This is a genomic window from Pseudomonas sp. Kh14, assembly GCF_900291005.1.
Classification (GTDB): domain Bacteria; phylum Pseudomonadota; class Gammaproteobacteria; order Pseudomonadales; family Pseudomonadaceae; genus Aquipseudomonas; species Aquipseudomonas alloputida.
This window is the reverse complement of the sequence record NZ_OLKJ01000038.1, coordinates 74,179-100,450: the sequence shown is the minus strand read 5'-3', so window position 1 is coordinate 100,450 and position 26,272 is coordinate 74,179. Positions and strand designations below refer to the sequence as shown.

Sequence of the window (26,272 nt, the reverse complement as noted above, 5' to 3'; positions counted from 1 at the left end):
GGCACCTCACTGTACCGACTGCGCTGCTGTTTCAGACAACACTTTCTGGTAGCGCGCTTCCAAAGGGGCGTCCAGGCCGTCAGAGGAGGCGATTACCAGCGTTGCCAGGTTAGCGAGCAGCCGTTGGTTCTGCTCGTACTGCTGCTGATGAATCCAGACTTCGAGGCCACCCATCTTGGCAGCCTCCACCAGCAACCCGCGCTGGGTCTGGCGGGCCAGGTTGCCCGACCATTGCTGCGCTTCCTTGCCACCGAAGTACTGGTTCACGCGCAGCTTGAGCACTTCATTGGGGGACTTGCCGCCGAACTCCGTGCTGCGGGTGTTGGCGGCGTTGATCATCGACAGGCTGTAGGCCGGTACAGACAACATCGAGTCCTTGCGGTTTTTCTGCACCATGTAGGTTTCGCCGGCGGGCGTAGCGCCAGCGGCCTTGACCAAGGCTTCGTCCGGGGGGCCGATCACGTGCTGGATGTAGGCGGTACGCGCTTCGGTGGCCAGCGAGTCAGCATCCGCGGCTTCGAACAGCAGGGAGGCGTTGGTGTCACCACCGGGTAGCGTACTGAGCGTGCACAGCCCGGCGTCTGCCTCTGCGGCGGTACAGAACTTGTCGCGGTGCTCTTGCAGGCGTTGCTGCATCGCCTTGCCTGTGGAAGCCACCAGCCGACCTGGAGAGGCATCCAGCTCACCGACAGCTGCCTTGGCCTTGGCTGCCATGCTGGTGAATGCGATGTCCATCGACTTGTTCTTGATCACGGTGCCGCAAGGGTCGAAACCTTGGCCGGTCGCTGCGTTGAAGTCGAGGTAGGCCTTGGTCGCGGCCGCGTTCTGTTGCTGCGCGCGGCTGGCATTGATCAGTTGCTCAGCGGTTTGCCTGCTGTTGTCCGCGATCACACTCGCTGACAGTGCTTCCTGCTTGGTGGCTACGGCCACGGCCGAGATGATCTGCTCGAACTTTATGGTCATCTGGTTACCGAAGGTCGTGCCGAACGTGGTGATGTTGGTGCCCACGGATGCTGACAGCGCGCTGATCTGCGCAGCGGTCCACATCTCGGCAGGGCCGAAACCGTAAAGCGCCCCGTAGGAAACACCCGAGAGCATTGTCGAGCCCACGACAATGCTGGCTAGCTTGAGCCGAAAATTCATATCACTGCCCTGTGAGCATTGGCACGCGACGGTCCGTCACCTGCCCTACGAGAGAGTTGGCAGCCATCGCGGTCATGGCCGAGGCGGCGAGTTGCTGCGACTGGGCAGCATTGCAGGCGACCGTGGTGCAGTCGATGTATGCTTCCGCACGTTGATCCGTGATCATGGCGGTATACGCATACGCTGCGGTCTCGCCTTCCGGGGCGAGGGTCATTTCGCTGAACGGCCCGGCGTAGTCCACATCCCAGCCCTGCATACCGTTGGCGTTGAGCGTGCACATGCCCTGCCTGGCTTCGGACACGCTGCAGTAGTTGTCGCGGTGCATGGCCAGGGTCTCACGGTCGGCCACTGCCCTGGAGCCCACCCGTTGCGAGGAATAGGTTGCCATCAGGCGCGCCGCGTCCTTGTCACGCTGTGACACCGCTTCGACCATCAGCTTGCCCTGCTGCTGGGCAATGCACTTGCTGGTGACCGGTTGCCCCACCGCGGAGTCGAACGAGGTCACGGCCGCCATCGCCCGGTCGGACATCTCGATGGCGCCAACTGCGTTGGCAAGCTGCTTTTTCGAATCGTTATCCATTTGCGAGATCACGTTGGCGGACAACGCGGTCTGCTTGACGGTCACCGACCAGGCACTCATCTCGCTCTGCATGGTGCTGATGAATGTCAGCACCGAAGCCCAGGTCAGTGCTTGGGCCGGAAGCGCCGTAGCGCCCAGGCCTAGGCCAACGGCCAGAACTGCCGCGACTTTCTTCATCGTCAGCCCCCTTAGTTGAACAGGCCTGCAGCCGAGCCGGACGACCCGCTGGCTGACCCGGACGACGAACGGCTGGTATTGCTCGAAGTTCTCGAAGATGAGTTGCTCGCTGCGGGCGCCACGGTGCGGGTGGTGGCTGCACTGCTGGTGGTGGTGCCAGTACCGTTACCAGTGCTGGCGCCGCCGCCGAAGTCAGTCTGTATGTAGTTGAACGGGTTGACGTCGACGGTGTAGGTGGCCTCGTAGCCGGCGGGCGTGCTGTGGTAACTGCTACCCAGTTCCGGGTCGAGTGTACTCATGCCCTTGCTGACCAAGCCATTGGTCAGCCCGTTCAGGTCCGCCAGTGAAGTGCCGCTGCTGACCTTGCCGATCGCCTGGTTGATGGGGGTGGTGACCATCGAAGAAACCTGCTGTATCGCCGTACAGACCTTCTTCTGCGCGTATTTCAATACCGCTTGCTGGGCTGCCGCGAAAATGGAGCCCAGGCTCGGGATCGAGCCGGAGAGATCGAACAGGCTGCCCAGGCCCCCAAAGCAATCCGCGGTGGCGCTGAATAGCGACTCGACATTGGGCGTTGCGGCAGCCAGTTCAGTATGGATTCTCAACGCGTCGTTGATGGAGGCACCGATCGTCCCCTGCTTGGTGCCGTCGGCGCAGTCCTGCGCATCGGCCTTGATGGCCTCGGCCACCACGGAGCTTTGCTCCGAGAGCAGCGTACTCGACGAGGAGCCCAGGCTGCTGGTGGCGGCGAATGCCGGCCCGGCCAGCAATAGCCAGGCACCCAGCACACCACCCATCACCGCGCGCTTGCCCACAGATTTGCCCACCGCCACAGCGACAGGGTTCAGTCGTCCGTCATACATCTGCGTAACTCTCCATGATCTGTGAAATCTCGCGCAGCCGCTCGGCAGAGAAAATCTCGCTGAGCAGGTGAGCTTTGCTGAAGGCATCCAGCCGGCGGCGAAATACCGTGAGGTCAGCGAGTTGCGACAGGTCGCCAGCCAGCAGCGGCGCCAGCGCACCGCTAAACGCGTCGTTGTGTTGCGCGACATAACGAGTTAGGTACATGCAGCGCGAAGAGGTGAGGTGGGCCAGCAACTCGGCAAATGCCTGTGGAACCTGATGCAGGACGCGTGCATAGGCCTCGACGAACGACTGCAGCTCCTGCATCAGCAACTGGATCTCGAACTGATGCGTCGAGGCATCCTCTTCGAAGTCCACCGTCCAGCGGTCCAGGCGGTCCATGCTCACCAGAAACTTCACCAGTTGGGCATTGCGCGACGATTTCGCGAAATGACCAAGGACGCCGTGTGCCGTGAGGTCCAGCGAGTCGATGGGCGGTATGTGCGCACCGGCGGTTGTGTATTCGTCCATTCCCTGCACTCGGTTAAAGCATACTGAAATACGCTAAAATGCATCCTTTTTTTAATTCTGTATCAAAAATGCTGGCGTATCAACTTTTTGACATGGGAATTACAAGTGCGCGATGTTGGCAAATGGCCACTGCGCAGCGGGCGGTTCGCGCCTGAAGATTCAGTTGGATGCCTTGATTGGCGTGGCTTGCGCGGTGAAGGGTGGCCGCTGATACGCTGCGGACCTTGCTCACTCGGGAGCGGCTCGTGGTGCGTAATCAGCGGCTGGTGCGCAGGGTTTGCGCGAGGTGGGAGAAGGGAGGCCCCGGTCAGAAGGAGGGCGGGCCTGGCCCTACGGCGTGAAAGGCTGCCTCAGAGACTTTGCATGATTCGGCATTTGGGAAATGCCGAGCAGCCCCAGAATTGTTGGCCTGCCTTGTTGCCCGACTTGTAGCTCCGAACCAGTAGGGCACTGCCGCATTTCGGGCATTGTCGCTCGATTGTCGGGTTGCTGCGGCGCTTGAGGTTTTGCACATGCTCGCGATGGGTGGCAAGCGTCGGCGCGCGGCGTCCTGCCTGCAGGGCTTCTAACATGGCATCGACTTCGGCCTCGCTGAAAACCGCTTCATCGTACGACTTCATGTAGCGAATGAATTTGCTGCCTTGGGTGACGTTGGCCGGCATTGCGGTCTTGAACGTGCTGTCACCCACGAAGGTGATGACCGAATGCAGGTGCTTGGCGTCAACGCCTAACGTTGCCTCCAGCGCCTTGAGGTGCTTGTAGTTCTGCCGCAATGGGTTCTGGAACTTGAAAGTGCGCTTGTAGAGTTTCTGCGTCCACTGCGCCTGCTTTTCACTGCCGAAGATCCAGCCGCTCATGTTTTTTGTTTCCAGCACGAAAATGCCGTACACCGAGATGAACACATGATCAATCTGAGTGGTGCCGTCCGGGGTATCCAGAGTGATGTTGTGCAGGCTGCGATAGACCTGCTCGTCCAGCTTCAGCCAAACGAAGTAGCGCACCAGCAGCTCGCCAAGATACCCCTTGGTCGTGGGCTGCTTGAGTACCATCAGGAGTATGACGAGCGGGACGAACCAGCTCAGGGTGCCCGCGTTCTGGCTGATAACTGCGAAGAAGTCCATTTCTAGTTGCTCCAAGGTTCCATGGGGCTGCGGACTTTACCGAAATTGACGTGATAGCACGATGGAATTGCTCAGCATCGAAAATAAATGAGGTGATTTCTCATTCTCGTTCGGCCTGTGGATAAGGCCGGAATACAGGCCAGTTGCCGACCCTCCACGGAGCTAGAGAATGAGTTCGACACCGGTACCACAGCGCCATCCATTGAATCGTGCCTTGCACGCAGCAATTCTGGGTTTGGTAGTGAGCAGCTATGCATTGCCGTCGCTGGCGCAAACCTCGGGCGCTGATCAGAACACCCAGATGCAGCAGTGGAATATCCCTGGCGGCCCATTGGCGCCGGCGCTGGACCGCTTTGCCCGTCAGGCAGGTATCAGCCTATCCTTCGATGCGCAGAGCGTGGCAAATCGCACGACCCAAGGCGTGCAGGGCAGCCTGGCGCCATCGGCAGCACTGTCGACGCTATTGCAGGGTACCGACTTGCAGGTAGAGCAGCAGGGCCCGAACGCCTACCTGGTCATCCCCCAGGCAAAGCCTGCCGGCCCGCTGGAACTGGGCGCGACCGAGGACTACCGCCTGGCGCCTGTCATCATCAATGCCAAGGTCAAGGCCAGTGCCGACGATGACGCCAACTCGGTGGTTGCCAAGGAGTTGTGGGTAGGGGGCAAGGTGGCGACCAGCATCCTCAACACGCCCGCGTCCGTGTCGGTGGTGACCAACAAGGAAATGCAGCAGCGCAGCGTCAGCACCACCGAAGAGGCGCTGCAGTACACCCCCGGCGTGGTCAGCGACTACTACGGTTCGGACGACCGCAACGACTACTTCCTGATCCGCGGCTTCCAGGCCACCACCTACCGAGACGGCCTGACCCTCAGCTCGATGCGCGGTGTGCGCGAAGACCCTTACGCCTACGAGCGTATCGAAATTCTGCGGGGTGCCAACTCCACCCTGTTCGGCCCGGCAGACCCGGGTGGCTCGGTCAACTTCGTGACCAAGCAACCGCGCTTCGAGAAGTTTGGCCAAGGCTACGTGACCTATGGCTCCTATGACCATGCCGAAACCGGGATCGATGTAGGCGATGCGCTGAACGACGAACAAACCCTGGCCGGCCGCTTCACGGCCAAGATGCAGAACAGCGACCGCGAGTACGACCATTCGCAGGACGATAACCGCTTCGTCATGGGCGGCCTGACCTGGGCGCCGACCGACTTCACCTCGGCCACGGTGGTGCTGGATTACCTGAAGACTAACAGCTCGCCGAACAGCGGTGGCTACCCGCTGGACAAGGAGTACGACCGCAGCGACTTCTACGGCGAGCCCGGCTACAACTTCCACGATGTCGAGCGCACCAGCCTGAGCGGCAACATTACCCACGACTTCGACAACGGCTTCACCCTGCGCAGCAACCTGCGCTACAGCGAGCTGACCGATGACTTTGGCTACGCCTACCTGAGCGACAACGCCTCGCGTGTTGGAACTACCATTCCACGCTACGTCTTCGGCACCGACAGCGATGCCGATCAGCTCAATGGCAACCTGATGCTGCAGTACGATGCCCAGTTCGAACACATCGACAGCAGCACGCTGGTGGGCGTCGAGTACCTCGACTCGACGACCAAACAGAGCTCGGTCTACGGCCTGGCGCCCTCCATCGACATCGCCAACCCGGTATTCACCGGCGTGCCTGGCGGCATCACGCCCTATACCCGCAAAAAGAATGACGCCACCACCAAGGCGGTTTTCCTGCAGCAGAACCTGTCGTTCTTTGACCGCGTCATCGCGACCGCAGGCGTGCGTAACGACTCGATGGACCTGTCGAGCAAGGAATACATCGGTGGCGAGCAGACGGAAAAGGACAACTTCTCCGAAACCTCCTACCGCGCGGCACTGACCTATATCGTCAACGATGAAGTGTCGACCTACGTGAGCATGGTGGAGTCCGTCTCGCCCCCGCAAGTGGGCGTTACCCCGCAGACCGGCAAGCAATACGAAGTGGGCATCAAGTATTCGCCCATGGGCATGGACGCACTCTTCTCCGCCGCTGTTTACGACCTGACCCAAGAGAACGTCACCATTGCCGTGGTGTTGCCAAGCGGCATCATCGAGCAGCAGACGGTGGGCGAGTCACGCGTGCGTGGCCTTGACCTGGAAGCCAAGGCACAAGTCACGCAAGACATCAGCGTGATTGGTGCTTACTCCTACATGGAGTCCGAGGTGCTGCGCGGGTCGCTGTATGACGGCTCTTCCTTGAAGGGCAATGAGTTCACCACGGCGCCCAAACACACCGCATCGCTGTGGAGCTACTACGACATACCTGGCACTGATGTGAGTGTCGGCCTGGGCGCGCGGTATGTGGGGGCGTACTACATGGATGCTGCCAATACCAAGAAGAGCGATGGGACCACGTTGTTCGATGCGGCGCTGAACTACAAGATCGCCAAAGGGACCGACCTGGCGCTGAATGTGAGCAACCTGTTTGACGAGCAGCATGTGGTGGGGTCGGGGACGGCGAATTACTACAACCCGGGGCGTGAGGTGACGGCGAAGGTGAGTTATAGCTGGTAAGGCGGCCAGGGGATGGCACGGGTTGCGCCCCTGTTCGTGGGTAAACCCGTGCCTACAGGTGCGCAAGATCCTGAAGCTTGCAATGAACCCCCGTATCTTCAAAGAGGCTCACTTGTGAGTCGGTGTTTTTAGACCTTCAAATCGGCCCCGCTAAAACCGTTGCGCTGATAAAAGCGCTCCAGCTCACGGGCTTCCGGTTCCCTGCCGGTGAATATCTTCAGGTACTCGGGGATGTAGCGCATGCGCTGGGCCAGGGGCTCCCGGGTTTTCATGCTGATGTAGCCGATTTGCGTCAGGTAGATGGAACGGGCGCGGGTAATCGCAGCATCGTGTTCAAAGCCGAAACGGTCGAACATCTGCCGCAATGCCTCGACGCGTTGCGCGTCTGCCTGGCCGATTTCCTGCGCCACTTCCGGCGACTGCAGCGCCCAACTGCGCATGGCGAACTCGAATTGCGAGTCGAACAATTCGCTGTTCAGCCAGCAGTCGAAGACGTTGAGAATCGCCTCGGTGATGGACTCGGCATAGGCCTGGGATTTGGTCACCAGGTTGAAGGTGTTCTTGTTTTTCCATTGCTCGATCAAGGCCACGAGCAAGGCATCGCGGTCTTCGAAAAACCAGTAGAAGCTGGTGCGCGACAAATTCAGTTTCTTGGCCAGCGGCATCACGCGCACGGCATCCACACCTGACTCGGTCAGGCTTTCATAGGCCGCATTAAGCCAGCCTTCCAGTGAGCCTCGGCCTGCTGCTTCCGCCTTTGAAGTGGTTCCTTTCATGGGCATTTCTTCCCTTTTCAATGTGCGCTTTGTGGTAAATGTACACCATCGTCAAGAGTATTGACACCTGTGTACACAGGGGCATATTGTCGGCGTGCCTGATGACCTGTTTGCGAGACCGATATGAAAAACGATCCGCTACTTCAGCCTTATCGCCTCAAGCATTTGACCCTGCGCAACCGCATCATCACCACGTCCCACGAACCGGCCTACCCGGAAGACGGGATGCCGAAAAAGCTCTACCGTGCCTACCACGTTGAACGTGCCAAAGCCGGCGTAGCCATGACCATGACCGCAGGCTCCGCCGCGATCTCCCGTGACAGCCCACCCGTGTTCAACAACATTCTGGCCTACAAGGACGAAGTGGTCGGCTGGATGAAAGACCTGACCGACGAGTGCCACGAACATGGTGCAGCGGTGATGATCCAGCTCACTCACCTGGGCCGGCGTACCCGCTGGGACAAAGGCGACTGGCTACCGGTGGTGTCGCCCTCCCACAATCAGGAACCTGCCCACCGCGCTTTCCCCAAGCAGCTTGAACAGTGGGACATCGACCGCATCATTCGCGATTATGCCGATGCCGCCGAACGCATGAAGGCCGCCGGCCTGGATGGCATCGAGCTGCAAGCCTACGGCCACTTGATGGACCAGTTCTGGTCGCCACTGACCAACGAACTGGAAGGGCCGTACGGCGGCTCGCTGCAAAACCGCCTGCGCTTCACCTTCGATGTGCTCACGGCCATTCGCAAGCGCGTGGGCCCGGAATTTATTGTCGGCATTCGCTACACCGGGGACGAAGTGCTCGCCGGTGGCCTGCAAAAAGAGGAGGGCTTGCAGATCTCTCAACTGTTGAAAGACAGTGGCATGATCGACTTCCTCAATGTGATTCGCGGCAACATCGCCACCGACGCCGGGCTGACTGACATCATCCCGATCCAGGGTATGCGCAATGCCCCGCACCTGGACTTTGCCGGCGAAATCAAGACGCTGACCGGCTTCCCGACCTTCCATGCAGCAAAAATTCCCGACGTGGCCACGGCGCGTCATGCCATTGCCTCGGGGTTGGTGGACATGGTCGGCATGACCCGCGCGCACATGACCGACCCGCACATCGTGCGCAAGATCATCGAAGGCCGTGAAGACGATATCCGCCCTTGCGTAGGCGCCAACTATTGCCTGGACCGCATTTACAACGCAGGCGCCGCCTACTGCATCCACAACGCCGCGACCGGGCGTGAAACCACCATGCCTCATGAAATACCCAAGGCTGTGCAGAAGCGCAAAGTGGTGATTGTCGGCGCCGGCCCTGGTGGCCTGGAGGCGGCGCGTGTGGCAGGCGAGCGCGGCCACGAGGTGGTGGTGTACGAGCTGGCGGACAAACCCGGCGGGCAGATTCGCCTGACCGCGCAGTCCGAGCGGCGCAAGGAAATGATCAGCATCATCGATTGGCGCATGGCGCAATGCGAGCGCCTTGGCGTGAGGTTCCACTTCAACACCTGGGCAGACACCGCGATTGTGCTCGATGAAAACGCCGACGTGGTGATCGTGGCAACCGGGGGCATGCCGCACACTGAAGTGCTGGAGCACGGCAATCAGTTTCTGGTTTCAAGCTGGGACATCATTTCCGGCGACGTGAAGCCTGGGCGCAATGTGCTGGTGTACGACGATGCGGGCGACCATGCCGGCCTGCAAGCCGCCGAATTCATAGCCCGCAGTGGCGCCAAGACTGAAATCATGACCCCCGACCGCTCGTTCGCGCCAGAAGTCATGGGCATGAACCTGGTGCCCTACATGCGCGCGTTACAGCACCTGGACACCACCTTTACCGTCACCTACCGCCTCAAGGCCGTGGAGAAACAAGGCGACCAATTGCTGGCCACGATCGGCACCGATTACAGCGACCTGACAAAAACGCGCCTGGTGGATCAGGTGGTGGTCAACCACGGCACCCGGCCGTTGGACGAACTGTATTTCGACCTCAAACCCCTGGCCAGCAACGAAGGTGCCTTGGAGTACATGGACCTGATTGTCGGCAAGCCGCAAACCGTTGTCAGCAACCCCGAAGGGCGCTTCCAGCTGTTCCGCATTGGTGATGCAGTGGCGTCGCGCAATACCCATGCGGCCATCTACGATGCCCTACGGCTGGTCAAGGACCTCTAGCCGCCCTGCGTCGCCCACAACAATAAAGACAGCCGTCACCAGATTTAGAAACCTTTTAGTTACTGCCCCGAAAGTTGGTCTGACTCAGCGGAGGTTGTTGCATGCAAACGGGTTCTGATTCCATTGAGCTGCTCACGGCGTTAACCGAACGCGACCTGCGCTTTCGCAGCGATGCCAAGGTCACTGAACATGCCATCGCGCCGGTCGACACGGCGTTACTCGATGCGTATGCCGCCATCGATCGCAAAGCCTTGCGCCATTACCGCCTGGAGCGCATTCGCGAGCAACTGCGCGCCCAGGATTACGCCGGCATTCTGTTGGCCGATCCGATCAATATTCGCTATGCCACCGACACCAATAACCTTGGTTTGTGGGTGATGCACTCGCCCAGCCGCTATGTGTTCGTCGCCACCGACGGCCCGGTGGTGCTGTTCGAGTTCACCAGCAGCCGGCACAACAGCGAGCACGTTGAAACCATCGATGAAATTCGCCCGGCGATTCCCTGGCTGTATTTCCTCGCCGGCCCCCGTGTGCAGGAAAAAGCCGAGCGCTGGGCACAGGAGGTGGCGGACCTGATGGCCCGCCACGGTGGCGGCAATCGCCGCTTGGCGGTCGACCGCTGCGACCCTTGGGGCGCGCAGCGCCTGACACACCAGGGCATTGAGCTGTTCGATGCGCAGCCATTGATGGAGCAGGCACGCTTGATCAAATCGGCTGAAGAAGTGGCCAGCCACCGGGTGTCCATGGGCGTGTGCGACCTGGCCATTGCCCGGATGCGCACAAGCCTGGTGCCGGGGGTTACTGAAAACCAGCTGTGGAGCATCATGCACGGCACCAACGTCGCGCACGGCGGAGAGTGGGCCGAAAGCCGCCTGCTCAGCTCCGGGCCGCGCACCAATCCGTGGTTTCAGGACGCCACCGACAAGGTCATCAAGGCCGGTGAAATGGTCTGTTTCGACACCGACATGGTCGGGCCCGGCGGTTACCTTTCAGACATCTCGCGCAGCTTCATCTGCCCCGGCAAGGCGCCGACCATGGCCCAACGCGACTTGCTGGACATCGCCTCGCAGCAGATCAACCACAACGTCGAACTGCTGCGCCCGGGCCTGTCCTTTCGGGAGTTCGCCGAGCGCTGCTGGCCGGTGCCCCAGCGCTTCGAGCACAACCGCTACATGATGATGCTGCACGGCGTCGGGCTGGTGGACGAGTACCCCAGCGTCGCCTACGCGGTGGATTTTGCCGAGTGGGGGTACGACGGCCTGTTCGAGGAAAACATGGTGGTGTCGGTGGAAAGTTACATCGGTGAGCAAGGCGGTGGGGAAGGGGTGAAGCTCGAAGAACAGGTGCTGATCAGCGCCAACGGGCCGATCAAACTCTCGCGCACACCCTTGGTCGACGGCGATCGATAGCTGGAGCAAAACCATGAGCAGCATGACTGTGATCGAAACCGCACCCACCTTGGCGCCGCGCCCGGTGGCCAGCGCCGAACCGTTCTTGCGCCTGGAAGGCATTCATAAACAGTTTGGCCCTTACCCCGTCTTGCACGACGTGTGTTTTGAAATGAACAAGGGCGAGGTGGTGGCCATTATCGGCCCCAGTGGGTCGGGCAAAAGTACCTTGCTGCGCTGCATCAACCAACTGGAGCCGCCGACCAAGGGGCGGGTCAGCATGGATGGCGTGCACATCGAAGCTGGCAAGGCGTTGCCCCGTACAGAGCTGCTGAAGTTGCGCCGGCGCATTGGCATGGTGTTCCAGTCGTTCAACCTGTTCCCGCACCTGACGGTGCTGCGCAACGTCAGCCTGGCGCAAATCCGCACCTTGGGCCGCAGCGCCAAAGAAGCCGACGCCCGCTCCTTGCAACTGCTCGAACGCGTTGGGCTGGCTGACAAGGCCCAGCATTATCCGGCGCGCTGCTCCGGTGGCCAGCAGCAACGGATCGCCATCGCCCGCGCCCTGGCACTGGACCCTGAGCTGATGCTGTTCGATGAGCCGACCTCGGCGCTGGACCCCGAGCTGGGCCTGGAGGTGCTGGCGGTGATGAAAGAGCTGGCCGGCGAAGGCATGTCGATGATTGTCGTGACTCACGAGATGCACTTCGCCGAAACCGTGTCCGACCGGGTGGTGGTCATGGCTGACGGGCGCATCATCGAACACGGGCCGAGCCAGCGAGTGATGCGCGAGCCCGAGCATGAACGGGTGATCCAGTTCCTCCAGGCAGTGAGGAATCGCTGATGAAAGACATCCTGATGATGCTGTTGAACGGCATACCCTGGACCATTGCCGTTACCGTGCTCGCATTCTGTGTCGGCGTAGTGCTGGGGTTTCCCATCTGTGCCCTGCGCATGTCCAGGTTCAAGGTACTGAGCATTCTGGCTGCCATGCTGGTGCTGACCCTGCGCTCAATCCCCCCGATTGTCTGGCTGTTTTTCATCTTCTTCGGCATCGGTGGCGGCTATATCAGCCTGTCGCCATTTACCGCAGCGGTGGTTGGCCTGGGGCTGATCACGGCGGCGCATATGTCCGAGGTGTACCGCGGTGCGTTCGCGGCAATTCCCGCCGGCCAGTTCGAAGCCGCCTATGTGCTTAACCTGTCGGCGCCGCAACGGTTTTTCGATGTGGTGTTGCCGCAGTTGGTGCGTATCGCCATTCCCACCTCAGCCACCTACGCCATTGGCCTGCTCAAGGATTCGGCCGTGGCCTCGACGATTGGCGTTGGTGAAATCAGCTTTCAGGCTTACCAGGTTTCACAGCAAACCTTTCAGGGCCTGAGCGTCTACAGCGCGGCGGCGGTGGTGTACCTGGTGCTCAGCGTGCCAGTGGCCTTGTTCTCTCGTTGGCTGTCGGCCACGTTGAAACAGAGGATTGCCCGATGAGCGAACTGCTGACGATGTGGGGGCAATGGTTGCCGGAGTTGTGGAAGGGCTTTGTGCTGTCGATGCAGGTCACGGCCGTGAGCCTGGGCCTGGGCGTTGTGCTGGGGCTGTTGCTGGCACTGGGCGTTTCGTCGCCGAGCCGCTGGTTGCGTTACCCCTCCCTGGTAGTGGTGGAACTGGGGCGTGGCGCACCGGCGTTGATCCTGCTGCAGTATTTCTACTTTGGCCTGCCCAGCGTCAACCTCACCCTGACCTCGTTCTGGGCTGCTGCGCTGGCCATGGCGTACTGCACGGCGGCCTACACCAGTGAAATCATTCGCGGTGGCATCGAGTCGGTGGCCGCAGGGCAAACCGAGGCCGCCGAAGTGATCGGCCTCAACCGGTTCGACGCGCTGCGCTTTGTGATCCTGCCTCAGGCCTTGCGGGTGGCGCTGCCATCGCTGCTAGGGTTCTCGATCATGATGTTCCAGGCCTCGTCGCTGTGTTTCACCATCGCCCTGCCAGAAATTGTCAGCCGGGCGTCCTCCATTGGCTCTTCCACGTTCGAGTACATGCCGGTGCTGATACTGGCCGGTTTGATGTATGCCGCTGTCTGCGCCCCGGCGACCTTGGGTGTGGCAGCGCTGGAAAAAAGACTGGCCCCCAGCCAGCCATAACAACAAATCCACTCGCGCCGATTTCGGCTGCTGCTCTCTTATTGCAAAGGTGACGTCATGACTCGCTCATTCAAGCGTTTTACCCGTTGGATGTTCTTGTGCTCGACCTTGGCCGGCGCCCCGTACGCCTTGGCCGAATGCACCCCCGCGAACCAGTTTGAAACCATCACCCCGGGTGTGCTGACCGTGGCGGCGTATGTCTTCCCGCCTTACTCGATACCGGGGCCGAACAACCAGTTGAGCGGTGTGGATGGTGAGATCATCAAGCGTATCGCCGAGCGCGAATGCCTGAAAGTCAAAACCATGGTGGTGGACACGGCAGCCGTCGTCCAGGCAGTGGTGGCAAAGCGCGCCGATGTCGGCATCGGCGATTGGTATCGCACGGCAGAGCGCAGCAAGGCGTTGGGCTTGTCGGCACCGTTGTACCTGGACGTGATGGGCATCATTTCGGATGAGGGTTACACGAAGATTTCCGAACTGGATGGCAAGCGTATCGGCACCGTGCAAGGCTACCTGTGGGTGGACGATTTGAAGAAAGCCTTTGGCGATAACCTGGTGCTCTACCCGAACCCCGTGGCCATGGCCCAGGACCTGGCGTCCAGGCGCATCCAGGTTGGCGCGGACAGCTTCGCGGTGGCCGTTTCTTCGCAGCAGAAGGGCGGCTACCCCGGCAAGAGCATCAAGGTGTCCGAGCCCGATCAACGGGTCAAGGCCACGCTTGAGCCCGGGCAGAGCGCCTTCCCGTACACCAAGGCCAACGCCGCCCTGGGCGAGGCGCTGGGCAAGAACATCCAGGCTTTGCACGCCTCGGGTGAAATCGCAGAAATCCTCGCCTCGTTTGGCCTGGACCGCGAGGCTGCAAAAGTGGGTGAGCCGAGGATGATTCAGTAAAGGTGACTAACTGAACGACCCAAATCCTGTGGGAGATTACCCAGCCCTCCGGGCTGCGCTGTCGCGCAGAGAACAAGGCCCGTGAGCGCGCCGCATACCCTGTGGGAGCGGGCGTGCCCGCGAAGAATCCAACGCGGTGGTTGGCACCGGCTGTGCCGGTGTTCGCAGGCAAGCCCGCCCCTGCAGGTTTTCAGCCTGCGGCACACCTACTATCCGGGAACACTGAAACCATGGACGACGAAAACCCCGAAAAGCGCCTGTCCCTGACCGATGCCACCACCTTCGCCCGACAGCTCTGCCTGGCCCACGGCGCCAGCCACGCCGTGGCCTCGGCGCTTGCCGCCGCCACGGTATCAGCCCAGGCCCATGGCCAACACGAACTCGGTTTCGGCCATTTGCCGGACTACCTAAGCGGCTTTGCCACCGGCCGAATCGCCACGGCGGCCGAACCCATCGTGACCCAGGTCGCGCCGGCCATGATCCGCTGCGACGCGGCCCGAGGCATCGCGCAACTGGGGTTCGATCGCGCCTTCCCAGCGCTGTGCAGCAATGCGCATCAACTGGGTATCGCCCTGTTTGCGCAGTTCAACGCGTTCACCTGCGGCGAGTTGGGCTATTACACCCGTCGCCTGGCGCGGGAGGGGCTGGTCGCGTTGGCGTTCACCAATGGCTCACCGCTGCTCACCGTGGCTGGCCAGAGCCGGCCGCTGTACTCCACTAACCCCATCGCATTTGCCGCCGCCAGTGACACGGGGCGGTTACTGGCGATTGACCAAGCTAGCAGCGCCACGGCCTACGTAAACCTGGTGCGGGCCGCTGAAGCGGGGGAGGCGATACCGGCAGGCTGGGCGGTTGATGCACAAGGCAATGAAACGCGCAGCGCGCGGGAGGCACTGCATGGGACATTGCTGGCATTTGGGGGCGTTCGTGGGGCTAATATTGCGTTGATGGTTGAGGTGCTTGCGGCGGGGGTGACGGGGGCCAATTGGTCGTTGGATGCAGCGGATTTCCGTGCTGGTAGTGAATCCCCTGGGGCTGGGATGCTGGTGATTGGTATTGCTCCCAGGTTGCTGGACGAGTGCTTTGCTTTAAGGTTGGGCGAGCAGATGGCTCGGCTTGAGGCCTTGGGGGTTTACCTGCCGGGGAAGGGTAAAGAGCAAGCTTATGCTCGTGCGGTTCGTGAGGGGATCAGCCTGCCGTTAGCAGCGTACGATGCGTTTAAGGTGCAAGTGGGGTAGTCACGTCCTTTGCCAATGCCGGCTGCGCCAGAAGCAAACGATACCGTCAATGATTGCTGTGTTGGCTAAGCCGACTCTTGAAGTATTGCGCAGTCTCTTTGTCGGTGCAGTACAGATAGCAACCCTTCATCCCGCGTGTCATCAGGGTTCGATATGTATTCTTGATGATCAGGTCTGTTTCATTTTTCGCGAGGGTAGGTTGCTCTTTCATCATTTTTTTCCAGCCGCGAATCGATTTATCGTGCTTGTCGCGCTCATCCGGGGATGTCATTACCTGACCGTCACGTACGACTAGGTCTGGCCCGATAATCACTCCGATGTAGTCGACTTCCAAACCTTGGCAGGTATGAATGCAGCCAACCTGCTCGATGGAGTTCTCAGCGATGATCCACAGGCTGCCATCCTGATCCAGGTTCCATTGGCGTTTGTAGTCACCAATGACGATATCAGCAGCGGCGGGGTCTTTCTTGCTCAACCAAGGCCAACAATAGCCCGCAACCACACGAGCTTTGTTTCCGTGGTTTTTCTCGTTGATTGCTTCATGCATCGCCTGAGGTGAGTCAAACACCTTGAACTCGTACTCTTGAGTCTCAAGCGTCGGGTTTGCCGTCGAGCGAATTCCTAGCGTGTCATCCAGCCATGCCAGGTAACCGTCAGAACCACTGCAGCGAAACTGCGAAGACAGCACGTGTTCTTCAACCACAGCGCCCTTGGCTTTTGCAAAGGCGCGTATCGCCTGCTTGCTGCCGATATCGCTCAAGGTTACACGTTGGTCTTCATCGATAAAGAAGATGGAGCATTTCGCTGAGTCAATCAGCTCCTTGATCTGGTTTTCCCCAAGGTTTCCATAAAGCCCGCTTTTCTCATTCAGCCGATGAGCTTCGTCCACGATAAGCGCATCGAATGTGTTGGGCTCAGTGTCGATGAATGCCCCAGAGCCTGAAAAGAAATTCGAGAAATGGCTGCGCTTGATGGTGCCAACCAGTTTGCTTTCGTAGACCTTGCGTGGGGCAGCATTCTTGGAGACGTATTTGCTCATCAGCTTCAATTCGGTGAGCTTCACCAGCAGATTGATAGCGAGAACAGTTTTCCCGGTGCCCGGTCCACCTTCGATGATCATCACCTTGGGTGCTTGCTCCGAGGCCTCGCTTGCTGCCGCCAGCGCCGACTCAAAAATTGCTTTCTGATCGTCAATCAACACGAACTCGGGTTTGCCTTTCATCAACCCGCCGAGGGCTTCGGCTAGCGCCTTGGACGGGCGAATTTTTCCTTCGGACAGTTCGTAAAGAACCTCTTTGTTGTCCCCATGAGTTATATGCTTTTTCAGAAAGCTTCGGAGTTTACTGAGCTCTTCCGGGCCTTTCAGGAACAGTGGAGCCTTGCTGATGTGGGGCCCGTAGTGAGCCGAATCTATGATGCCGTCGCTGACATAGTTATGGAGGTAGGCACACGGACGAATTTCGATGCTTTTGTCATACACCGCCTCGTTGAAGCCTTCCAACAGCGCTGCATATGACCACACCTGATAGGACGGGTGAATGGTCTCAATGAGGCCGCCACCCAACGCCGTTTTGACGATGGCGTCTTTGGTTGTGGCGTTGGCCTTGCTCCATTGCTTCAGCTCGATCAGTACGGCCTTTTTTGCCTGGTTTTCGTCGCGACCGGTGAGTAGAAAGTCGATTCGCTTCGACGACTGCGGAATGTGCAATTCAATGGCCAGGCCTGCATCGCTCGGCAGGCCTTCATCTCTAAGGACCTTGGCCATGTATGTCAGGGATCCTTGCCACGACCTGATTTCCGAGGTGCCAACGTTCTTGCCGGTAGCTTCCTTGTAATGCCTGAGGATCACCTCCTCAATGTCATCGTTATCGTTGTCTTGAAGAAATTGCTGTTTGGTCGCAGCGTAAACGATCACGGGTTGTCCTTAGGTGCGTGTTGGTCAGAGTCGGTCGTACTTTTTGCTGTTGCTTCTGGCTTTATCCACGGGGTACTTCTGGCCATTCGAGGCGAGTTTCTGTGTCACGGCCTCGTTGAGGTCAACGCCGAGTACGCTGCTCAGGCGAACCAAGTACATCAGTACGTCCGCCAATTCGTCCTTAACGGCTTGGCCGATTTCGGGATCTGTTGCGGCGGAGATCGAGTCGGCATCGCTCATCCATTGGAAAATCTCGCACAGCTCGCCTACCTCGCCAGTGAGAGCCAGGATGAGATTTTTGGGGGAGTGGAACTGGTGCCAGTCGCGGTCATCTGCGAACCGCTGGAGCGATGCGGCAAGCTTCACTACGTCAATCAGTGGCGCGGATGAGCCGTCTGAGTCACTCACGGGGGCTATCTCTTGGTCAGCGGTGGGGAAAATGTGTAGGAAATCCGGCCTTGGATTGTAAGAGTTTTTGTTGCTTTCCGAGTATTTTTTGAGTTTTTTACCTATCAGCTGTCGATAGGTTTGATTGCCAACGCTCGCTACATACACTCTACGTTGCAGTCGCCTGAATGGTGGACTTTTGGTGCAGTAAGACTCTCCAGCAGCTATCTGCTGGGGACCGTGTGTGGATAAATATTCCGCAGCAGGGTTATGTGGGGGGGGCCGGGTTCTCGGTGGTGCATCACCTGCAAATGAATTTACAGTGATGAAAGATGGCCAGGAGCGTCTAGTTCTGGAGGTGGCATCCCGTGCTAGCTACGACGCAGCATTCATCGACGACCCAGAGCAGTGCGAGTATTTCGTTCCGGTGCAATGGTTGCAAACCGTGCCGATCAGTCAGGCAGTCCGAGAGATTGGGATGTTCGGCAATCAGAATACGGTGTGTCGGCCAAAAACACCGAAATGGAGATCTACGATTGAGCGTTTGAAGGAGCGCTTCCCGCATTTCGATGATATGGCCGCCACCTAGGTCGTGTGATCGCGGCCACGTAAATGGAAGACGCAGGGCTTAACGCATCATGCCGAGTTCGGCATCATCCAGTAGCGCTTTGCCCAAAGCACAGAGGTAATGCGCCGCCCAGATCAGTTTAGGCTTATCTTCCATCAGCCCGTCGATGGTCAGGTCCCGTGCGTAGCCCATCAGTTCCGAGGCCTGTTCGCGGGCGTTTTGACAAGGAATGCCGGCTTCGATGCGGAACAGTGGGTGGGTCTGGTTTTCGCCTTGAAAGAAGATGGTTTTACCCACTGTGCATTGGGTGTCTTCGGTTGTCATTGATCAATCTCCCTGGTTCTGCTGATGCGCCGGTAAGCCGGGCTTCCACAGTTTTTCCGCTCAGTATGCGAATCAATGCATCGGTTGCGGGTTGGCTGTTTGCTGTATTTGCGTCAGCGCGGATTCGAGTAATCGCCGCAGGGCTTCTAGCTCGTGCATCGAGGCCATGATCAAAACCGATGCGGGCGACTTGGGCTGCATCAGTATTGCCTGCTGGGCTACGGCTTCTGCACAGAGCGCGTAGTCCGAGGCCATCATGATCGTGTCTTCCAGGGAGTGGAGGTGATGGGGTGGGTCGGGGACTATCTTTAGCATGGCGTGGCTCCTGTCGTAGTGAAGCAACCACCCACCGCGGCTAAACAGTAAGGTGGCAACTGTACGCGGGTTAGCCGACCGGGACGTCAGGCACCCGGCGCACCCGAAGGTGCCCCACGCACAGCCGCCATAAAGCGCCAATGCCGATTGCTCGGAATTGCACGGCTGTGTTGTCTGACGATAGCGGGCGGCTAAACCCGGTCGTTGAATGCCAACGACACGTCGAGACTAGAGACCGTATTTAACGTGTGCAACGGAAAACAGGCGCAGGCAGTATCTTTGGGAAACGCCCTACAAGAAAGGGGTTAAATCCGATTTTTTCGACCCGCAGCGCCCAAATGGCAGGCACAAAAAAAGACGCCCGAGGCCCCCTTCGATAACACTGCAGGTGTCTTCTCGATACGCCGTTACCGGTGCAGGACGGCGCGCTGCGTGTCAGTGGCGCTCATAACGGCAACGGGTCGCTGCCTGGGCTGAACTGCGAGAACATCCAGTCGATGAACACCTGGGTCTCGGCGACCGCATCCTGGGATACCCCGTAGTAGTAACGGGTCAGTGGCAGGCGCAGGTGTGGCAGTGGGCTGTGCAGGCGACCGGTGGCCAGGTCCTTGCCCAGCAGCGAGGCCGGACACAGCGCCACGCCAAGTCCATCGACGGCGGCCTGCAGCACCAGGTGCATGTGGTCGAACTGCAGTCTTGGCTGGCGCTGCGGCTGGCTGATGCCGGCCAGTTTGCACCAGGCCGCCCAGTCGCCACTGCGGGTGCGGCCCGAGAGCAGGGTATGGCGCAGCACATCGCTCGGTGCAACTACCGGTATCGCCTGCAGCAGGGCGGGTGCGGCGACCAGCAGCATGTCGTCCTCGAGCAGGACGTGCGGTTCCACGTTGGCCGCCCAGCCCGAGCTGCCACGGCGTACCACCACATCGAAGGCTTCCCGTGACTGGTCCGGGGCCAGGGTGCTGGTGACCACCTCAGGCTGGATGTCCGGATGCTGCGCCATGAAATCGGGCAGACGCGGGATCAGCCAGCGCACCGCGAAAGACGGTCGGACATTGATCACTACCTTGCGCGGCGCACTGCCGCGGGTCAGGGCGTGGGTGGCGTTGGCGATCTGCGCCAGGCCCTGGCTGATCTGTTCGAAATAGACCTTGCCGATCGGGGTCAGCAGCGATTGCCGGTTGCGGCGTTCGAACAGCACCACCCCCAGGTGTTCCTCGAGCAGCCGGATATGGCGGCTGACGGCGCTGTGGGTAACGTGCAGCTCTTCGGCGGCACGGCTGAAGCTCTGGTGACGCGCAGCCGAGGCAAAGGCACGGACGGCGTTCAAGGGGGGGAGGTCGGCGATCATCTGTCTAATTTAGTCACATCAGAGGCGCAATTAAAGCGTTTGTCAGCAGTCGCGCTTCGCGCCACCCTGAAGGCCGCTGTTTCTGCCTTGGCCACCGCCCCATGACTGTGAACACCACCCAAGCTGCCGATCGGGATTCGCTGCGCGCTGCCGTGATAGTTGGCTTGTGCCTGCCCGGCGATGTCCTGCTGTATCTGCTGCTGCCGGTGCCACCGCTGGATGGCGCCACCTGTATTCAGGCGCTGTGTGGCGAGCGGGGGTGGAGGCGTTATCAAGGCTTGCAACCGTACCTCTATGTGGTCGGTGCCGGCCTGCTGTTCACCGGGCTGCTGGGGCAATACCTGCTCTGGGCGGCGCGGACGTTGTTGAACCTGCTGCCAGGAGGCATGCTGCATGGCTAGTTATGGACTGTTCCTCATTCTCGCGACGCTTACCGTACTCAGCCCTGGCCCCGGAGTGGTGCTGACACTTTCCAACGCCCTGCGCCATGGATGGAGCGGCGCGCTGCCCGGGATCCTCGGCATCGCCCTGGGCGCCTTCATCGTCGCCGGACTCTCGGCCAGCAGTGTCGGGTTGATCCTGGCGACCTCTGCGATGGCGTTCACCGTGCTCAAGTATGTTGGTGCCCTGTACCTGCTGTACCTGGGGGTCAAGATGTGGCGCACGCAGCGCTTCATCCCCGAGCTCACGGTGACCGCCACGCAACCCTGGCGTCGTTTTGTCGAGGCGCTGTCGATCCAGTTGCTCAACCCCAAAGCAGGATTTTTCTTCCTGGCGGTTTTCCCGCAGTTCATCCGTGCGCAGGACAGCTACTACAGCCAGTTCTTCATACTGGTGTCGTCCTACGCCCTGCTGGTGGTGCTGGTGCACACCGGCTATGCGCTGATGGCCAACGGCGCCAGGGGCTGGTTGTCGACCAACCGCGGCGCGCGGATTGTCGGCAAGCTTTCGGGCGTCACTTTCTTCTGTTTTGGCATGCTGATGGCGTCGGCCAGCAAATGAACCGTTTTGAATGTAACCAGGAGGCTGCATGGCCAGGAAGGCACTGGAATTCCTGCTGTCGGATGACGACCGCGCACATCTGAGGAAGACTGCCCGCTCCGGGCGAATGCCCTATCGTAGCGTTACCCGGGCCTCGATTCTGCTGTTGCTGGACAGTGGACTGACACCGAAGGAGGTCAGCTTGCGGCTGAACGTTACCGCGCCGGTGGTGTTCAAGTGGCGTAGTCGGTACCTGGCCAATGGTATCGACGGGCTCGAGGATCTGCCGCGTGGTGGGGTGGGTAGGGGATTGTCGCTGGTGGGGTGAGGGCGACTGAGCTTTGGTGAGTCAAATTGCTGATCTCAACGCGTTGCCTACCCTATTCATAGCCCATCAGTTCCGACGCCTGTTCGCGGGAGTTTTGGCAAGGAATGCCGGCTTCGATGCGGTTTGGGAAACGCCCTGCAAGGAAGGGTTAACTCCGATTTTTCGACCCGCAGCGCCCAAATGCCAGGCACAAAAAAAGACGCCCGAGGGCGTCTTCTTCTTTGGATTTGGTGGAGCCGGGGGGATTTGAACCCCCGTCCGCCAGTACTCCGCTGTCGGTACTACATGCTTAGCCGTGTCTACTGATTTAATCCGCAGCCGCCCGACGGGCAGGGTGCTTTGGATGAGTTGTGTAAGTTTTAGTCACTTCGCCCACAACGTGCTACGCGACGATCCTGTTCTGTATGACAATCATTTCGGGTTTACAGGCATCCCCTAGTGATTGCTGGAGCCGAAGCTACCAGAAGCAAAGGTCACTTACGCTGCGAGAGCGTAGGATTCCTCGCCGTAGGTTTCGTCATTGGCAACTATAGAAGTTGCAACAGTGGATTTACGAGTTCTGTTACCAACTCGGCATGCACCTAGAGTTTCGCTACCGGCGTCGAATCCTAATCGGCCCCGCACTAGCTCTTGGCTAACGCACCTTACGGCGCGTAGGACGGAGTATACGCCATTGCGCGGGCGACGTCGACAGCCGGTCCAGTCGCCCGCTTTCGGGCTCATGCGCCGCCGTTGCCACTACTGCCTTTCTCGGTTTTTTCCAGGCGCTCCAGCACTTTGCTGGTAATGGCGATGCACTCCTTGGTGTCGCCCGAGGCCTGGGCGGCCTTGGCTTTGTCGACGTGCTCGGTGATGGCCTTGTCCAGGCCTTCGGAAGTGGCGCCAGCGGTGGCCATGCTGTCGTCGATCTTTTGCAGGTTGGTGGTGCAGAGGTCATCGGCGGCGAACACCGGCGAAGCCAGCAGGGTGGCGGCCGCGAACAGGGCCGAAAGTGCGGTACCTTTCATGGGTGTCTCCTCTGGGGCCTCTGGAAGGTGGGCCTGTAAGGTGGACTGTGGGGGATTGGCGGGGGTTCAATCGGGATGGTGGCGGGGCGATATTGAGGTGGGGATGGCACCGGCGTTGCCGGTGTTCGCGGGTGAACCGGCTCCTACGGCGGGCTGTGTACAGCCACCGATGTGTGGGCACCACCAATCGGTGTAGGGGCGGGTTTACACGCGAATATGGTGGCGGCGGCAATAGTGAACGACGGGTAGAAATTGGCCAGCAGGGCCGGCCTCTTCGCGGGTAAACCCGCTCCTACGGGGGGGCTGTGTACAACCACCGATGTGTGTCCACCATCAATCTGTGTGTAGGAGCGGGTTTACCCGCGAATACGGTGGCGGCGGCAATAGTGAACGACGGGTAGAAATTGGCCAGCAGGGCCGGCCTCTTCGCGGGTGAACCCGCTCCTACACGACGGGCTGTGTACAACCACCGATGTGTGGGCACCAACAATCGGTGTAGGAGCGGGTTTACCCGCGAATGCGGTGGCGGCTGCGACGGTGGACGACGGGTAGAGATTGGCCAGCAGGGCCGGCCTCTTCGCGGGTAAACCCGCTCCTACACGACGGGCTGTGTCCAGTCACCAATGTGTGTCCACCTCCAACCCGCTCCTACACAGCGCTCCCCACCTATATCAACGCGTTAAAGGCTGCGTGGCCGGGTGACGCGGTCTACCAGGTAGACCAGGCCGTGGTAGTCGATGCCGCTGTGGCTCGACAGGCCAATCTCGCAGGTGCGGCTGGTGGAAATGCCTTCGCTGCAATACTGCACGGCGTCCTTCAGGCTGCGCAGCGAGTGGGCGTTCAACTCGGGGGTGGTAAAGCCTTTGTCACCGGCAAACCCGCAGCAATGAATGCCTTCCGGGATCACCACCTGTTTGCTGCAACGCCGCGCCAGTTCGATCAAGGCCTGGCTTTCGCCCAGGTGCTGGGTGCTGCAGGTTACGTGCACGGCTACCGGTTCGTCCTGGGGGGTGAACTCCAGTCGGTCGAGCAGGTGAGTGCGGATGAAGCGCACGGGGTCGTACAGGTCCAGCCGGGTGTCGCCCAGGTCCTGCACCAGGCGCAGGGTGCAGGGGCTGGTGTCGCAATAGATCGGGTCGAGGCCGCCGCGGCTGGCGTGCAGCAGGGCGGTGATCAGCTCCTGGCGTTTGTGTTCGGCCTGCTCGGGGTAGCCCTTGGAGGCGAACGGTTGGCCGCAGCACAGGCTGTCAGCGTTGTCGGGGAACACCACCTGGTAACCGGCCTTTTCCAGCAGGGCGCGGGTTTTGTCCAGCAGCGAGCTTTGTTCGCGGTCGGCATAGGCCGGGCCCATTACCCGTGAGACGCAGGCAGCCAGGTACACCACGCGGGGGCGGGCGTCGTTGCTGGTCGCGCCGAAGGCCAGGGGGCGCAGCGGTTGCGGCATGGCCGGGGTCCACTGTGGCAGGCGGCCTTTGCTGGCTTTGCTCAGCGAGGCGCTCAGGCGGCCCAGGCGCGGGGCGCCAAGCAGCTTGCGTGCGGTATTGGCGGCGGTCAGGGTCAGGCGCGCACCGCTTAGGGCGGTGTGGAAGTGCTCGGCTAGCCAGTCGGCGGTTTTAGCGTGGTCGGCGGCCTGGCTGCGCAGTTTCTTCACCAGCTCGCCGGTGTTGATGCCGACCGGGCAACGCTGGGCACACAGGCCGGTAGCGGCGCAGGTGTCGATGCCCTGGTACTGGTAGCTTTGCATCAGTGCGCGGGTGTCGATGCCGGCGCGTTGCTTGGCCTGGATGTCACGCCACATGACGATGCGCTGGCGCGGGCTGAGGGTCAGGCCCTTGGACGGGCACACCGGTTCGCAGAAGCCGCACTCGATGCACTTGTCGACGATTTCGTCGGCGGCAGGCAGCGGCTTGAGGTTTTTCAGGTGGATATCCGGGTCGTCGCTCAACACCACGTCGGGGTTGAGGATGCCGTTGGGGTCGAGCAGGCGCTTGAGCTTCCACATCAGCTGGTAGGCGTCGTGGCCCCACTCCAGCTCCACGAAAGGCGCCATGTTGCGCCCGGTGCCGTGCTCGGCCTTGAGCGAGCCGCCGAACTCCACCGCCACCAGTTGCGCCACGTCGTCCATGAACGCCTGGTAACGGGCGACTTCTTCGGCGCTGTTGAACCCCTGGGTAAAGACGAAGTGCAGGTTACCTTCCAGCGCGTGGCCGAAAATGATCGCTTCGTCATAGTGATGCTTGTCGAACAGCTGGATCAGGCGGTTGACGCCTTCGGCCAGTTGCTCGACGGGGAAGGTCACGTCTTCGATGATGACCGTGGTGCCGGTCTGGCGCACGGCGCCGACGGCGGGGAAGGTGTCCTTGCGGATTTTCCACAGCTGGTTGTACACGGCCGGGTCTTCGCTGAAGTCCACCTGTTGTTCCAGCGGGAAGTCGGCGATCGAGGCCATGATCTGCTGCAGTTGCTCGTGCAGCAGGCTCTGGCTGGCGGCGCGGGATTCGATCAGCAGGGCACAGGCATTGTCCGACAGGCCTTTTACCCACAGCGGCATGCCGGGCATGTTCTGCACCGAGCGCAGGCTGCGGCGGTCGAGCAGTTCCACGGCCGAGACCGGCTGCTGCTTGAGCACGGGTACCGCGCGGCAGCAGCTTTCGACGCTGGGGAACACCAGCAGGGCGCTGGCCTTGTGCGGGTGGTCGGGCACGGTGTCGTAGGTGACGGCGCTGATGAAGCCCAGGGTGCCTTCCGAGCCGACCAGCAGGTGCTGCAGAATGTCCAGCGGCTGGTCGTAGTCCACCAGTGCGTTCAGTGACAGGCCGGTGGTGTTCTTCAGCCTGTATTTGTGCCGGATGCGTTCGGCCAGCGCGGTGTTGGCGCGGGTTTCGCGGCCCAGGCGGGCCAGTGCTTCCAGCAGTTCGGCGTGGCTGCTTTCGAAGGCGGCGACGCTGGCCGGGTCTTCGCTGTCCAGGCGGGTGCCGTCGGCCAGCACCAGGCGCAGGCCCGCCAGGGTGTGGTAGGTGTTTTGCGCGGTGCCGCAGCACATGCCACTGGCGTTGTTGGCGACGATGCCGCCGATCTTGCAGGCGTTGATCGAGGCCGGGTCGGGGCCGATCTTGCGCCCGAAGGGGGCCAGCCAGGCGTTGGCCTGGGCGCCGATCACGCCGGGTTGCAGGCGAATCTGCTCACCCTGGCGACGGATTTCGCGGCCGTTCCAGTTATCGCCGAGCACGATCAGCACCGAGTCGCTGATGGCCTGGCCAGACAGGCTGGTGCCGGCAGCGCGGAAGGTGACCGGCACCCGCTCGCGCTGGGCCAGTTTGATCAGGCCGACCACTTCGTCCTCGGACTCGACGCGCACCACCAGCTTGGGGATCAAGCGGTAGAAGCTGGCGTCGGTGCCGAAGGCCAGGGTGGAGGTGGGGTCGTCGAAGCGGCGTTCGGCGGGGATCAGGCGCTCGGCATCACGCAGGAACGCGGCGGGCAGGCTCATGCAGTCTCCTCGCGGGGCTGTGGCGTCTGTGCGCTACATGCCCCGGGTCATTCAGGC

The 26,272-nt window shown here is 60.6% G+C and carries 23 protein-coding genes, 1 other RNA gene and 2 pseudogenes; 12 read left to right on the top strand and 14 right to left on the bottom strand.

All coding sequences use genetic code 11. From position 1 onward, the window contains the following. Nucleotides 1-6: 6 nt before the first annotated feature. The 5 genes from FQ668_RS22845 to FQ668_RS22825 form a co-directional block, all read right to left on the bottom strand. Complete coding sequence (locus tag FQ668_RS22845; RefSeq protein ID WP_019438942.1) at nt 7-1,143, bottom strand: hypothetical protein; 1,137 nt, start codon at nt 1,141-1,143, stop codon at nt 7-9. A gap of 1 nt (nt 1,144) precedes the next feature. Beyond that, a complete protein-coding gene (locus FQ668_RS22840; protein WP_014592436.1) occupies nt 1,145-1,900 on the bottom strand; it encodes a hypothetical protein in 756 nt (251 codons plus the stop codon). Nucleotides 1,901-1,911: 11 nt separating this feature from the next. After that, the gene (locus FQ668_RS22835; RefSeq protein ID WP_019438943.1) at nt 1,912-2,763 is read right to left on the bottom strand and encodes a hypothetical protein; all 852 of its coding nucleotides are present in this window, start codon (nt 2,761-2,763) and stop codon (nt 1,912-1,914) included. After that, nucleotides 2,756-3,274: a hypothetical protein gene (locus FQ668_RS22830; RefSeq protein ID WP_019438944.1), complete on the bottom strand. Its 519-nt coding sequence runs from the start codon at nt 3,272-3,274 to the stop codon at nt 2,756-2,758. Before FQ668_RS22830 ends, FQ668_RS22835 begins: the two co-directional genes overlap by 8 nt. Nucleotides 3,275-3,624: 350 nt before the next feature. Beyond that, on the bottom strand, nt 3,625-4,395 hold the full coding sequence (locus FQ668_RS22825; RefSeq protein WP_144180681.1) for a nuclease-related domain-containing protein: 771 nt from the start codon (nt 4,393-4,395) through the stop codon (nt 3,625-3,627). A 169-nt stretch (nt 4,396-4,564) separates the two neighbouring features. On the opposite strand from FQ668_RS22825, the gene FQ668_RS22820 reads away from it, so the two are divergent. Beyond that, entirely contained in the window at nt 4,565-6,958 is a 2,394-nt protein-coding gene (locus FQ668_RS22820; RefSeq protein ID WP_064490868.1) for a TonB-dependent siderophore receptor, read from the top strand. Between the two features lie 128 nt (nt 6,959-7,086). Here FQ668_RS22820 and FQ668_RS22815 read toward each other — a convergent pair whose 3' ends face one another. Continuing rightward, complete coding sequence (locus tag FQ668_RS22815; protein ID WP_129932622.1) at nt 7,087-7,734, bottom strand: TetR/AcrR family transcriptional regulator; 648 nt, start codon at nt 7,732-7,734, stop codon at nt 7,087-7,089. A gap of 123 nt (nt 7,735-7,857) precedes the next feature. On the opposite strand from FQ668_RS22815, the gene FQ668_RS22810 reads away from it, so the two are divergent. The 7 genes from FQ668_RS22810 (at nt 7,858) to FQ668_RS22775 (ending at nt 15,552) form a co-directional block, all read left to right on the top strand. Continuing rightward, nucleotides 7,858-9,894 carry an NADH:flavin oxidoreductase gene (locus FQ668_RS22810; protein WP_144180679.1) on the top strand — a complete coding sequence of 679 codons (2,037 nt, stop codon included), beginning with the start codon at nt 7,858-7,860 and terminating at the stop codon, nt 9,892-9,894. A 101-nt stretch (nt 9,895-9,995) separates the two neighbouring features. Continuing rightward, nucleotides 9,996-11,303, top strand: coding sequence for a Xaa-Pro peptidase family protein (locus tag FQ668_RS22805; RefSeq protein WP_014592431.1), 1,308 nt, complete (start codon nt 9,996-9,998; stop codon nt 11,301-11,303). Nucleotides 11,304-11,316: 13 nt separating this feature from the next. Beyond that, complete coding sequence (locus tag FQ668_RS22800) at nt 11,317-12,126, top strand: amino acid ABC transporter ATP-binding protein (RefSeq protein ID WP_004576155.1); 810 nt, start codon at nt 11,317-11,319, stop codon at nt 12,124-12,126. Beyond that, a complete protein-coding gene (locus tag FQ668_RS22795; RefSeq protein WP_004576156.1) occupies nt 12,126-12,767 on the top strand; it encodes an amino acid ABC transporter permease in 642 nt (213 codons plus the stop codon). The genes FQ668_RS22800 and FQ668_RS22795 overlap by 1 nt, the downstream gene beginning before the upstream one ends. Then, nucleotides 12,764-13,423 carry an amino acid ABC transporter permease gene (locus tag FQ668_RS22790; RefSeq protein ID WP_144180677.1) on the top strand — a complete coding sequence of 220 codons (660 nt, stop codon included), beginning with the start codon at nt 12,764-12,766 and terminating at the stop codon, nt 13,421-13,423. Before FQ668_RS22795 ends, FQ668_RS22790 begins: the two co-directional genes overlap by 4 nt. 57 nt (nt 13,424-13,480) lie before the next feature. Continuing rightward, a complete protein-coding gene (locus tag FQ668_RS22785; RefSeq protein ID WP_004576158.1) occupies nt 13,481-14,314 on the top strand; it encodes an ABC transporter substrate-binding protein in 834 nt (277 codons plus the stop codon). A gap of 230 nt (nt 14,315-14,544) precedes the next feature. Next, nucleotides 14,545-15,552 carry an Ldh family oxidoreductase gene (locus FQ668_RS22775; protein WP_070384365.1) on the top strand — a complete coding sequence of 336 codons (1,008 nt, stop codon included), beginning with the start codon at nt 14,545-14,547 and terminating at the stop codon, nt 15,550-15,552. Between the two features lie 46 nt (nt 15,553-15,598). Here the strand turns inward: FQ668_RS22775 and FQ668_RS22770 are convergent, their stop codons facing one another. Together FQ668_RS22770 and FQ668_RS22765 are read right to left on the bottom strand one after the other, a co-directional pair. After that, nucleotides 15,599-17,467 carry a DUF2075 domain-containing protein gene (locus FQ668_RS22770; protein ID WP_070384364.1) on the bottom strand — a complete coding sequence of 623 codons (1,869 nt, stop codon included), beginning with the start codon at nt 17,465-17,467 and terminating at the stop codon, nt 15,599-15,601. 24 nt (nt 17,468-17,491) lie between these two features. Further along, complete coding sequence (locus FQ668_RS22765) at nt 17,492-17,875, bottom strand: nucleotide pyrophosphohydrolase (protein WP_070384363.1); 384 nt, start codon at nt 17,873-17,875, stop codon at nt 17,492-17,494. A 179-nt stretch (nt 17,876-18,054) separates the two neighbouring features. Here FQ668_RS22765 and FQ668_RS22760 point away from each other — a divergent pair. Beyond that, nucleotides 18,055-18,443: pseudogene (locus FQ668_RS22760) on the top strand (nuclease); the annotation flags it as partial. A 39-nt stretch (nt 18,444-18,482) separates the two neighbouring features. Here the strand turns inward: FQ668_RS22760 and FQ668_RS22755 are convergent. The 3 genes from FQ668_RS22755 to gcvA form a co-directional block, all read right to left on the bottom strand. Beyond that, complete coding sequence (locus FQ668_RS22755) at nt 18,483-18,746, bottom strand: DUF3077 domain-containing protein (protein WP_003249898.1); 264 nt, start codon at nt 18,744-18,746, stop codon at nt 18,483-18,485. Between the two features lie 72 nt (nt 18,747-18,818). Next, the gene (locus tag FQ668_RS22750) at nt 18,819-19,061 is read right to left on the bottom strand and encodes a hypothetical protein (RefSeq protein WP_143495241.1); all 243 of its coding nucleotides are present in this window, start codon (nt 19,059-19,061) and stop codon (nt 18,819-18,821) included. A 445-nt stretch (nt 19,062-19,506) separates the two neighbouring features. Continuing rightward, on the bottom strand, nt 19,507-20,409 hold the full coding sequence (gcvA, locus tag FQ668_RS22745) for a transcriptional regulator GcvA (protein ID WP_144180675.1): 903 nt from the start codon (nt 20,407-20,409) through the stop codon (nt 19,507-19,509). 101 nt (nt 20,410-20,510) lie between these two features. Here gcvA and FQ668_RS22740 point away from each other — a divergent pair, with 101 nt between their 5' ends. The 3 genes and pseudogenes from FQ668_RS22740 to FQ668_RS22730 all read left to right on the top strand — a co-directional run. Further along, nucleotides 20,511-20,810, top strand: a complete 300-nt coding sequence (locus tag FQ668_RS22740; RefSeq protein WP_144180673.1) for a hypothetical protein — start codon at nt 20,511-20,513, stop codon at nt 20,808-20,810. Then, the gene (locus FQ668_RS22735) at nt 20,803-21,411 is read left to right on the top strand and encodes a LysE family translocator (RefSeq protein WP_144180671.1); all 609 of its coding nucleotides are present in this window, start codon (nt 20,803-20,805) and stop codon (nt 21,409-21,411) included. The genes FQ668_RS22740 and FQ668_RS22735 overlap by 8 nt, the downstream gene beginning before the upstream one ends. A 127-nt stretch (nt 21,412-21,538) precedes the next feature. Next, a pseudogene (locus FQ668_RS22730) lies at nt 21,539-21,718 on the top strand (helix-turn-helix domain-containing protein); the annotation flags it as partial. Nucleotides 21,719-21,946: 228 nt separating this feature from the next. Here the strand turns inward: FQ668_RS22730 and ssrA are convergent. The 3 genes from ssrA to FQ668_RS22715 form a co-directional block, all read right to left on the bottom strand. Next, nucleotides 21,947-22,338: a transfer-messenger RNA gene (gene ssrA / locus FQ668_RS22725) on the bottom strand. 99 nt (nt 22,339-22,437) lie between these two features. Beyond that, the gene (locus tag FQ668_RS22720; RefSeq protein WP_014592419.1) at nt 22,438-22,725 is read right to left on the bottom strand and encodes a hypothetical protein; all 288 of its coding nucleotides are present in this window, start codon (nt 22,723-22,725) and stop codon (nt 22,438-22,440) included. 679 nt (nt 22,726-23,404) lie between these two features. Continuing rightward, a complete protein-coding gene (locus FQ668_RS22715) occupies nt 23,405-26,215 on the bottom strand; it encodes an FAD-binding and (Fe-S)-binding domain-containing protein (RefSeq protein ID WP_019438966.1) in 2,811 nt (936 codons plus the stop codon). Nucleotides 26,216-26,272 lie beyond the last annotated feature (57 nt).

What these genes read in the sequence shown, in the direction of transcription:
- FQ668_RS22785 (WP_004576158.1), top strand. Translation starts at nt 13,481, where the DNA reads ATGACTCGCTCATTCAAGCGTTTTACCCGTTGGATGTTCTTGTGCTCG.
- FQ668_RS22740 (WP_144180673.1), top strand. Translation starts at nt 20,511, where the DNA reads ATGACTGTGAACACCACCCAAGCTGCCGATCGGGATTCGCTGCGCGCT.
- FQ668_RS22845 (WP_019438942.1), bottom strand. Translation starts at nt 1,143, where the DNA reads ATGAATTTTCGGCTCAAGCTAGCCAGCATTGTCGTGGGCTCGACAATG.
- FQ668_RS22790 (WP_144180677.1), top strand. Translation starts at nt 12,764, where the DNA reads ATGAGCGAACTGCTGACGATGTGGGGGCAATGGTTGCCGGAGTTGTGG.
- FQ668_RS22775 (WP_070384365.1), top strand. Translation starts at nt 14,545, where the DNA reads ATGGACGACGAAAACCCCGAAAAGCGCCTGTCCCTGACCGATGCCACC.
- gcvA (WP_144180675.1), bottom strand. Translation starts at nt 20,409, where the DNA reads ATGATCGCCGACCTCCCCCCCTTGAACGCCGTCCGTGCCTTTGCCTCG.
- FQ668_RS22800 (WP_004576155.1), top strand. Translation starts at nt 11,317, where the DNA reads ATGAGCAGCATGACTGTGATCGAAACCGCACCCACCTTGGCGCCGCGC.
- FQ668_RS22820 (WP_064490868.1), top strand. Translation starts at nt 4,565, where the DNA reads ATGAGTTCGACACCGGTACCACAGCGCCATCCATTGAATCGTGCCTTG.
- FQ668_RS22755 (WP_003249898.1), bottom strand. Translation starts at nt 18,746, where the DNA reads ATGACAACCGAAGACACCCAATGCACAGTGGGTAAAACCATCTTCTTT.
- FQ668_RS22825 (WP_144180681.1), bottom strand. Translation starts at nt 4,395, where the DNA reads ATGGACTTCTTCGCAGTTATCAGCCAGAACGCGGGCACCCTGAGCTGG.
- FQ668_RS22840 (WP_014592436.1), bottom strand. Translation starts at nt 1,900, where the DNA reads ATGAAGAAAGTCGCGGCAGTTCTGGCCGTTGGCCTAGGCCTGGGCGCT.
- FQ668_RS22805 (WP_014592431.1), top strand. Translation starts at nt 9,996, where the DNA reads ATGCAAACGGGTTCTGATTCCATTGAGCTGCTCACGGCGTTAACCGAA.
- FQ668_RS22750 (WP_143495241.1), bottom strand. Translation starts at nt 19,061, where the DNA reads ATGCTAAAGATAGTCCCCGACCCACCCCATCACCTCCACTCCCTGGAA.
- FQ668_RS22815 (WP_129932622.1), bottom strand. Translation starts at nt 7,734, where the DNA reads ATGAAAGGAACCACTTCAAAGGCGGAAGCAGCAGGCCGAGGCTCACTG.
- FQ668_RS22735 (WP_144180671.1), top strand. Translation starts at nt 20,803, where the DNA reads ATGGCTAGTTATGGACTGTTCCTCATTCTCGCGACGCTTACCGTACTC.
- FQ668_RS22830 (WP_019438944.1), bottom strand. Translation starts at nt 3,274, where the DNA reads ATGGACGAATACACAACCGCCGGTGCGCACATACCGCCCATCGACTCG.
- FQ668_RS22810 (WP_144180679.1), top strand. Translation starts at nt 7,858, where the DNA reads ATGAAAAACGATCCGCTACTTCAGCCTTATCGCCTCAAGCATTTGACC.
- FQ668_RS22835 (WP_019438943.1), bottom strand. Translation starts at nt 2,763, where the DNA reads ATGTATGACGGACGACTGAACCCTGTCGCTGTGGCGGTGGGCAAATCT.
- FQ668_RS22720 (WP_014592419.1), bottom strand. Translation starts at nt 22,725, where the DNA reads ATGAAAGGTACCGCACTTTCGGCCCTGTTCGCGGCCGCCACCCTGCTG.
- FQ668_RS22795 (WP_004576156.1), top strand. Translation starts at nt 12,126, where the DNA reads ATGAAAGACATCCTGATGATGCTGTTGAACGGCATACCCTGGACCATT.
- FQ668_RS22715 (WP_019438966.1), bottom strand. Translation starts at nt 26,215, where the DNA reads ATGAGCCTGCCCGCCGCGTTCCTGCGTGATGCCGAGCGCCTGATCCCC.